Origin of the sequence: Rhodoblastus sp. (genome assembly GCF_041915505.1) — a bacterium.
Classification (GTDB): domain Bacteria; phylum Pseudomonadota; class Alphaproteobacteria; order Rhizobiales; family Beijerinckiaceae; genus Rhodoblastus.
Genome location: NZ_JAYSBG010000164.1, coordinates 1 through 7714, shown reverse-complemented (window position 1 = coordinate 7714; position 7714 = coordinate 1). Strand labels below are relative to the sequence as shown.

10 protein-coding genes are annotated in these 7714 nt (G+C 68.4%); 8 read left to right on the top strand and 2 right to left on the bottom strand.

The features are described 5' to 3' along the window. The 3 genes from ACE3S9_RS11430 to cobJ form a co-directional block, all read left to right on the top strand. Positions 1-218, top strand: a 218-nt coding sequence (locus ACE3S9_RS11430) for a precorrin-8X methylmutase (protein WP_374546589.1), incomplete at its 5' end; no start/stop codon positions are given. Next, entirely contained in the window at positions 215-943 is a 729-nt protein-coding gene (locus ACE3S9_RS11425) for a precorrin-2 C(20)-methyltransferase (RefSeq protein ID WP_374546588.1), read from the top strand. The genes ACE3S9_RS11430 and ACE3S9_RS11425, both read left to right, overlap by 4 nt. After that, a complete protein-coding gene (gene cobJ / locus ACE3S9_RS11420; protein ID WP_374546587.1) occupies positions 940-1707 on the top strand; it encodes a precorrin-3B C(17)-methyltransferase in 768 nt (255 codons plus the stop codon). Before ACE3S9_RS11425 ends, cobJ begins: the two co-directional genes overlap by 4 nt. Here cobJ and ACE3S9_RS11415 read toward each other — a convergent pair. Then, on the bottom strand, positions 1689-2435 hold the full coding sequence (locus tag ACE3S9_RS11415; protein ID WP_374546586.1) for a cobalt-precorrin-6A reductase: 747 nt from the start codon (positions 2433-2435) through the stop codon (positions 1689-1691). The two genes, cobJ and ACE3S9_RS11415, sit on opposite strands and share 19 nt — an antisense overlap. A 26-nt stretch (positions 2436-2461) precedes the next feature. On the opposite strand from ACE3S9_RS11415, the gene cbiE reads away from it, so the two are divergent. Genes cbiE through cobM form a run of 3 tightly spaced genes read left to right on the top strand, consistent with a single transcriptional unit; the run spans position 2462 to position 4865 of the window. Beyond that, positions 2462-3682: a precorrin-6y C5,15-methyltransferase (decarboxylating) subunit CbiE gene (cbiE, locus tag ACE3S9_RS11410; RefSeq protein ID WP_374546585.1), complete on the top strand. Its 1221-nt coding sequence runs from the start codon at positions 2462-2464 to the stop codon at positions 3680-3682. After that, positions 3670-4077 (top strand): cobalamin biosynthesis protein, encoded by a 408-nt coding sequence (locus tag ACE3S9_RS11405; protein ID WP_374546584.1) that lies wholly within the window; start codon positions 3670-3672, stop codon positions 4075-4077. The genes cbiE and ACE3S9_RS11405 overlap by 13 nt, the downstream gene beginning before the upstream one ends. Beyond that, positions 4074-4865 (top strand): precorrin-4 C(11)-methyltransferase, encoded by a 792-nt coding sequence (cobM, locus tag ACE3S9_RS11400; protein ID WP_374546583.1) that lies wholly within the window; start codon positions 4074-4076, stop codon positions 4863-4865. The genes ACE3S9_RS11405 and cobM overlap by 4 nt, the downstream gene beginning before the upstream one ends. A gap of 155 nt (positions 4866-5020) precedes the next feature. Here cobM and ACE3S9_RS11395 read toward each other — a convergent pair whose 3' ends face one another. Further along, on the bottom strand, positions 5021-6118 hold the full coding sequence (locus ACE3S9_RS11395) for a cobalt-precorrin-5B (C(1))-methyltransferase (RefSeq protein ID WP_374546582.1): 1098 nt from the start codon (positions 6116-6118) through the stop codon (positions 5021-5023). A gap of 47 nt (positions 6119-6165) precedes the next feature. Here ACE3S9_RS11395 and ACE3S9_RS11390 point away from each other — a divergent pair, with 47 nt between their 5' ends. Continuing rightward, entirely contained in the window at positions 6166-7497 is a 1332-nt protein-coding gene (locus ACE3S9_RS11390) for a cobyrinate a,c-diamide synthase (RefSeq protein ID WP_374546581.1), read from the top strand. Then, positions 7494-7714, top strand: a 221-nt coding sequence (locus tag ACE3S9_RS11385; protein WP_374546580.1) for a nitroreductase family protein, incomplete at its 3' end; no start/stop codon positions are given. The genes ACE3S9_RS11390 and ACE3S9_RS11385, both read left to right, overlap by 4 nt.

Below are 7714 nucleotides of genomic sequence, written 5' to 3'. Positions count from 1 at the left end.
CGCCGACCGCGCTCTTTCACATGCTCGAAATGCTTGACGCCGGCGCGCCGAAGCCCGCCTTGATCCTGGCCATGCCGGTCGGCTTCGTCGGCGCGGCGGAATCCAAGGATGCGGCCATCGCCGACGGCCGCGTGCCGGTGATCGCCATGCGCGGGCGCAAGGGCGGCAGCGCCATGGCGGCCGCCGCGATCAACGCCCTGGCGAGCGAAAAAGAATGAGCGCGGGACGGCTTTATGGCGTCGGGCTCGGACCCGGCGATCCGGAACTTCTCACGGTGAAAGCCGTGCGCGTCATCGAGACCGCGCCGGTGATCGCCTTTTTCGCGAAGTCGGGACGTCCCGGCAATGCGCGCACGATCGCCGATCGCTGGATTCCCGCCAGCGCCCATCAATTGCTGCTGGCCTATCCGGTGACCACCGAAATTCCGGTCAGCGATCCGGCCTATAATGAGGCCCTGCGCGCCTTTTACGCCGAGGCGACGGAGCGGCTCGCCGACGAGCTTGCCGCCGGGCGCGACGTCGCGCTGCTGAGCGAGGGCGATCCCTTGTTCTACGGCTCCTTCATGCATCTTTATATTCGGTTGAAGGAGCGTTTCCCCGTCACCATCATTCCGGGCGTCACCGGCATGGCGGGCTGCTGGTCGGCGGCGGGCGAGGCCATGACCTGGGGCGACGACATCATGACGGTCCTGCCCGGCACCCTGCCGCAGCAGACGCTGACCGAACGGCTGCGCGGCGCCGATGCGGCGGTGATCATGAAGGTCGGCAAGAATTTCGCCAAGATCCGGCAGGCCTTGCGTGACAGCGGCCATTACGAGCGTGCGATCTATGTCGAGCGCGGCACGATGGCGGGCGAGAAGGTGATGAAGCTCGCTGACAAGGCTGACGATTCCGCGCCCTATTTCGCCATCGTTCTGGTGAGCGGGCAGGGACGGCGGCCATGACCGAAACGGGCAAAGTTTTCATCGTCGGCCTCGGCCCCGGCCCGGACAAATGGCTGGTTCCCGAGGCGAGCGCGGCCTTGGCTGAAGCCGATGCCCTGATCGGCTACAAGCCCTATGCCGACCGCGTGCCGGAGCGAGCGGGGCTTGAGCGTTTTCCGACCGACAATCGCGTCGAGCTGGACCGCGCCCGCCACGCGCTGGCGCTGGCGCAGGCGGGCCGCAAGGTGGCGGTGGTGTCGGGCGGCGACGCCGGCGTATTTGGCATGGCGGCGGCGGTGCTCGAGGCCGTCGAGCAGGGCGAGGCGGTCTGGCGTGCGCTGGACATTCAGGTCGTGCCGGGCGTCAGCGCGGTGCTGGCGGCGGCGGCGCGGCTTGGGGCGCCTTTGGGCCATGATTTCTGCGTGCTCTCGCTGTCCGACAACCTGAAGCCCTGGGAGATCATTGCGAAGCGGCTGCGCGCGGCGGCGGAGGGCGATTTCGTCATCGCCTTGTACAATCCCGCTTCCAAGGCGCGGCCGCGCCAGATTTTTGACGCCTTCGACTTGCTCCGAGAAACCAAGAGCGGGGAGACCCCGGTGGCCTTCGCCCGCGCGGTCGGTCGGCCCGACGAACGGATCGTGCTGAGCGATCTCGCGACGGCCGATCCGGGCCTCGTCGATATGGCGACTCTGGTGCTGATCGGCTCGTCTGAAACCCGCTTCGTCGCGCGCCCGGGCAGAGAGCCCTGGCTGCTGACGCCGCGCTCTTACGGGTTGGGTCGATGAGCCTCGATCCAGGCCAGAGCCTCTTCGAGACGCACGACTTCCGCCGCGCCCTCGGCTTGCGGCCGCGCGACCAGAATGACCGGAATGTTCAGCGCGCGCGCCGCTGCGAGCTTGGCGGCCGTAGCCTCGCCGCCGCTGTTTTTGGAGACGAGGATTTCGATCCCTTCGCCGCGCATCAGCTCGCGTTCGCCTTCAAGCGTGAATGGCCCCCGCGCGGAAATGAATTTGTGGTGAGGGAGCAGGCGCAATTCGTCCGGTTCATCAATGGCGCGCACCAGATAGAAGTGCTGCGGCGCGGCAGCGAAGGCCGCGAGCTGCAACCGGCCCTGGGTGAGAAAGACGCGGCGGGGCGCCTCGCCCAAAGCGGCGACGGCCTCGGCCATGGTCGCGACTTCGCGCCATTGATCGCCCGCGCCGGGCGCCCAGGCGGGGCGCGAAAAGACCAGCAGGGGAACGCCGCTGATGGCGCTGGCCACGCGGGCGTTGGCGGAGATTTGCGCCGCGAAGGGATGGGTGGCGTCGATCAGGACGTCGAATTTTTCGTCGCGCAGAAAGGTCGCCAGTCCCTCGGCGCCGCCGAAGCCGCCGATGCGGCAAGGAATCGGCGCCGGCGCGGGATTTTGCGTGCGTCCGGCGAGCGACAGCAGCGGCGCTACATCGGGGCGGCCGGCCAAAGCCCGCGCCAGTTCGCTCGCCTGTGTCGTGCCGCCGAGAATGAGAATGCGCAAGGTCGCGCTCCACGGGAGATTTCGCCATGAGCGCGGGACCCTGGCTCACCTTGGTCGGCCTTGGCGAGGATGGCCGCGCTGGCCTGTCTCCTGCCGCAAATGAGGCCTTGGCGCAAGCGGCGCTCGTCGTCGGCGGCGCGCGCCATCTCGCTTTGGCCGCGCCGCTCGCCGCCGAAACGCTGGCCTGGCCCTCGCCGATGGACGGGGCCTATCCGCAAATTCTGGCGCGGCGCGGCGAGAAAATCGTCGTGCTCGCCTCGGGCGATCCCTTTTTCTATGGCGTCGGTTCGGTGCTGGCGCGGCTCATCCCGTCGGAAGAAATGACCTGCCTGCCGGCGCCCTCCGCCTTCAGTCTGGTCGCGGCGCGGCTCGGCTGGGCGCAGCAGGATTGCGCGCTCGTCACGCTGCATGGCCGCCCGCTCGAAAGGATCATTCCGCATCTGTTCGACGGCGGGAAAATCATCGCCTTGTCGTGGGACGAAACGACGCCGCAGAAGCTCGCCGCGCTGCTGACCGAGCGCGGCTTCGGCGCCTCGCGCCTGACCGTCTGCGAACACCTCGGCGGCGCGCGCGAGCGCGTGCGCGCGACGGTCGCGCGTGATTTTTCGCTGAACGATGTCGAGGCGCTCAACACCATCGCGCTCGATCTTGTCGCATCGCGCGACGCGAAAATTCTGCCGCGCGCGCCGGGCCTGCCCGACGATTTTTTCGAGCATGACGGCCAGATCACCAAAGCGGACATCCGCGCGCTGACTTTGTCCGCTCTGGCGCCGAGGTGCGGCGAATTGCTGTGGGATATTGGCGCCGGCTCGGGCTCGGTGGCGATCGAATTCCTGCTGGCGGATGAGAAAAACGCCGCCATCGCCATCGAGGCCAATGAAGAGCGCGCGGCGCGCATCCGTCGCAATGCTTTGGCTCTGGGCACGCCGCATTTGCAGGTGGTTGAGGGCCGCGCGCCGGAAGTCTTGCGCGATCTGAAACGCCCGCACAAAATCTTCGTCGGCGGCGGCGTTACGATGCCGGGCGTGCTCGATTCCGCGCTCGACGCGCTGGCGCGGGGCGGGCGGCTGGTCGTCAATGGCGTGACGCTGGAGACCCAGGCCCTGCTCGTCGCGCGACACGGCGCGCTCGGCGGCGCGTTGCTCTCGGCGCAGATCGGACGCGCCGAAAAACTCGGCGGATTTTTCGCTTTGCGGCAGGCGTTGCCGATCCTGCAATGGACCTATGACAAGCCATGGTCGGCATGATCGCCATCGGCCTCGGCTGTTCCAGCCGCGCCACGGCGGCAGAGATTTGCGCGCTCGTGCGCGGCATGCTTGCGGCGGCTCCGGCCTATGCCGAAGCAACTTTGTTCACGCTCGCGCGCAAGGTGGATCATGCGGCCTTGCGCGAGGCGGCGGCGCAACTCGGCATGGCCATCGTCTTTCTGGACGAGGCGGAATTCGCCGCCCGCCAGCCAGAATTTTTCGCGCGGGGGGCCGCGCCTTCCGCTGCAGCTTTGGAGAAGACCGGCTTCGCAAGCGTGGCGGAAGCGACGGCCTTGATGGGCGGCGGTCCCCGCGCGCGATTGATCGCGCCGCGCCGCGCGAGCAAGAATGTGACCTGCGCGCTCGCCGCGCCAGCAGACGAGCTGACATCATGAAAGTCCATTTCATCGGCGCCGGCCCCGGCGCGCCCGATCTCATCACCTTGCGCGGCCGCGACCTGCTCGCGCGCTGCCCGGTCTGTCTTTACGCCGGCTCGCTGGTGCCGGAAGAATTGCTCGCGCATTGTCCGCTCGGCGCGCGCATCGTCAATACGGCGCCGATGACGCTCGACGAGATCGAGGCCGAATTTTTACGCGCCCGCGACGCCGATCAGGATGTGGCGCGGCTGCATTCCGGCGATCTCTCGGTGTGGAGCGCGATGGGCGAGCAATTACGACGGCTCGACGCGCTCGGCATCGCCTATGACGTCACGCCCGGCGTGCCGTCCTTCGCCGCCGCCGCCGCCGCCTTGCAGCGCGAATTGACGCTGCCGGAAGTGGCGCAATCCCTGGTGCTGACGCGCACATCGGGCCGCGCCTCGGCCATGCCGGAAAAGGAAAAACTCGCCGCCTTCGCCGCTACCGGCGCGACATTGGCGATCCATCTCTCCATTCACGTGCTGGATAAGATCGTCGCGGAGCTGACGCCCTTTTACGGCCCGGATTGCCCGATTGCCGTCGTGTTTCGCGCGAGTTGGCCCGACGAGCGCATCGTTCAGGCGACCTTGTCCACCATCCTCGCCGCGACCCGCGACAATCCGATGGAGCGCACCGCGCTCGTTCTGGTCGGCCCGGCGCTCGGCGCGGCGGATTTCCGCGAAAGCGCGCTCTATGATCCTGACTATCGACGCCGCTATCGCGGCGGCTATGTCCGTCCGGACGGAACCGTCGCGGAGGACGAATGAGACATTGCGATGCAGCCGTCATTGCGAGCCAACGGATCCGGCCTTCGGCCGGTCCGATGACGGGTTCCGCGAAGCAATCCGCCTCTCGGGCGGGCCGTAGCGTGGATTGCTTCGTCGCGGACGCTCCTCGCAACGACGCGCATCAGCTTTCAGTTTCAGGCGCCGACGGGACGCAGGCCGGTCCGCGCCAGCAGGCCGCCGTTGCGGTCGAACACCACGATTTCCAGCTCGCTCCCGGCGCCGCGCAGGGGGGCGGCCGCCGTGCGCCACGCGGCCTCAGCCACCGCGCCGGCAATATCCAGCCCGGCGGCTTCGGCGATCTCGAACGCATGTTTGGCGGAATTGGCCCCGCGGATTTTCTCCGCCGTTTCGCCATCGGCGAAGCCCGCGAGGAAATCAAGATCGACCGCGCCCCGCTTGGAATGAAGGTCGAGCAGGCCCTGCGCCAGCTTGGTCATCTTGGCCATGCCGCCCGCCACCACCACGCGACGCACAGGATGCCGGCGCAGATATTTGAGCATGCCGCCGACGAAATCGCCCATGTCGATCAGGCTTTCCTCGGGCAGGCCGTGCAGCGCCTTGACGGCGGCTTCGGAGGTCGAGCCGGTCGCGCCGGCGACGAGGTCCAGCCCCAGGGCGCGGGCGACGTCTATGCCGCGATGGATCGAGGCGATCCAGGCGGCGCAGGAAAAGGGCGTCACGATTCCGGTCGTGCCCAGAATCGACAGGCCGCCGACAATGCCGAGCCTGCCGTTGAGCGTGCGCTCGGCGATCTTCGCGCCGCCGGGAATGGAAATTTCGACATGAATGTCGGTCGTCCCGCCGCAGACGGCCGCCTCGGCCTCGATCGCCTCGCGGATCATCTTGCGTGGCATCGGATTGATCGCCGGCTCGCCGACCGGCAGCGGCAGGCCCGGTTTGGTCACCACGCCGACGCCTTCGCCGGCGGCGAAGGTCACGCCCGCGCCCGGCGCGCCGCGCGAGACGCGGGCGATAATCGTCGCGCCATGGGTCACGTCGGGGTCGTCGCCAGCGTCCTTGACCACGCCGGCGCGGCAGAAGGTCTCGCCACATTCGGTCAGGGCCAGCGCGAAAGCCGGGGTCTGGCCGCCGGGCAGGCGGATCGTCACCGGATCGGGAAATTCCCCGCCCATCAGCGCGGCATAGGCCGCGCGGGCGGCGGCCGCCGCGCAGGCGCCGGTCGTCCAGCCGCGCCGCAGGTTCGGGGCGTTTTCGTCCGGGATTTCGTCCATGGCCTGTGCTACCGCGCCGGCGGGGCGACGCGAAAGGATTTTTTCGCATGAGCGCGAAAGGGCTGCTCATCGCCGCGCCGCGTTCCGGATCGGGCAAGACCACGCTGACGCTCGGGCTGATGCGCGCCCTGCGCCGGCGCGGCGTCGCGGTCGCTGGCGTCAAATCCGGGCCGGATTATATCGACCCGGCCTTCCATCAGGCGGCCTTGGGGCGCGACAGCCTCAATCTCGATTCCTGGGCGATGGACGAGGGGCTGCTGGCCGCTCTGGCCGCGCAGGCGTCCGATGGCGCCGAATTGCTGATCGCGGAAGCCTCGATGGGCCTGTTCGACGGCGTGCCGGCGGAACCGGGCCGCACGGGCGCTTCGGCGGATGTCGCCGCCGCTCTGGGCCTGCCCGTGCTGCTGGCGCTCGACGCCTCGGGTCAGGCGCAATCGGCCGGCGCGGTGGCGCTGGGCTGCGCGCGTTTCGACCCGCGCGTAAAAGTCGCCGGCGTGGTGCTCAACAAGATTGGCAGCCCCCGCCATCTGCGGCTGGCGCGCGAGGGCGTCGAAGCCGCCGGCCTCAAGGTTCTGGGCGCCTTACCGAAACAGGCGGAGGTCGTGCTGCCGGAGCGTCATCTCGGTCTGGTTCAGGCGGCCGAGACGGAGGCGCTTGAGGCGCGGCTGGAGGCTTTGGCGGATTTCGTCGCCGCCCATGTCGATCTCGACGCCGTTCTCGCGCTGGCGGCGCCTTTGCGGGTCGCGGCGGAGGAACGCTCGGGATTGGCGCGCGCGGCGTTGGCCCCGCCCGGCCAGATCATCGCCATCGCGCGCGACGCGGCTTTTTCCTTTCTCTACCCGCATCTGCTGGCCGGCTGGCGCGGGCAGGGCGCCGAAATCCGGTTCTTTTCGCCGCTGGCTGACGAGGCGCCGCCGCATGACGCCGATTGCCTCTGGCTGCCGGGCGGCTATCCCGAATTGCACGCCGGGCGGCTTGCCGCCAATCAGCGATTTCTCGATGGGCTGCGGGCCTTCGCCGCGAGCCGGCCGGTTCATGGCGAATGCGGCGGCTATATGGTGCTGGGCGAGAGCCTGACCGACGCGCAAGGCGTCGTTCATCCCATGGCGGGGCTGCTTTCGGTGCAAACCTCCTTCGCGAAGCGCAAGATGACGCTGGGCTATCGCGACGTCACGCTTTTGGCCGATTGCGCGCTGGGGCCAAAAGGGCACAGATTTCGCGGCCACGAGTTTCATTATGCCAGTATCGTCGCTCTGGGCGCCGATGAGCCGATGGCGCTGGCGGCCGACGCCTATGGCGGCGCGCCGGCGCCGGCGGGTTCGCGCCGGGGGCTGGTTTCCGGCTCATTCTTTCATTGCGTCGCCGAGGTTCGATCATGACGCGGACGCCCGTTTTCGATGCGCATTTTCGCGAAGAGCTGGCTGAATTGATGCGCTGGCGGCGCGATGTGCGCCGCTTCCGGACGGATGCCGTCCCCGAGGACCTGCTCGATTCGCTGTTCGATCTCGCGCAGATCGCGCCTTCGGTCGGCAACAGCCAGCCCTGGCGCCTCATCCGGATCGAAAGCCCGGAAAAGCGCGCCGAAATCCGACGGAA

Bases quoted from the DNA above. Each gene is read 5' to 3' on its own strand.
- ACE3S9_RS11425 (WP_374546588.1), top strand. From the start codon at position 215: ATGAGCGCGGGACGGCTTTATGGCGTCGGGCTCGGACCCGGCGATCCG.
- cobJ (WP_374546587.1), top strand. From the start codon at position 940: ATGACCGAAACGGGCAAAGTTTTCATCGTCGGCCTCGGCCCCGGCCCG.
- cbiE (WP_374546585.1), top strand. From the start codon at position 2,462: ATGAGCGCGGGACCCTGGCTCACCTTGGTCGGCCTTGGCGAGGATGGC.
- ACE3S9_RS11405 (WP_374546584.1), top strand. From the start codon at position 3,670: ATGGTCGGCATGATCGCCATCGGCCTCGGCTGTTCCAGCCGCGCCACG.
- cobM (WP_374546583.1), top strand. From the start codon at position 4,074: ATGAAAGTCCATTTCATCGGCGCCGGCCCCGGCGCGCCCGATCTCATC.
- ACE3S9_RS11395 (WP_374546582.1), bottom strand. From the start codon at position 6,118: ATGGACGAAATCCCGGACGAAAACGCCCCGAACCTGCGGCGCGGCTGG.
- ACE3S9_RS11390 (WP_374546581.1), top strand. From the start codon at position 6,166: ATGAGCGCGAAAGGGCTGCTCATCGCCGCGCCGCGTTCCGGATCGGGC.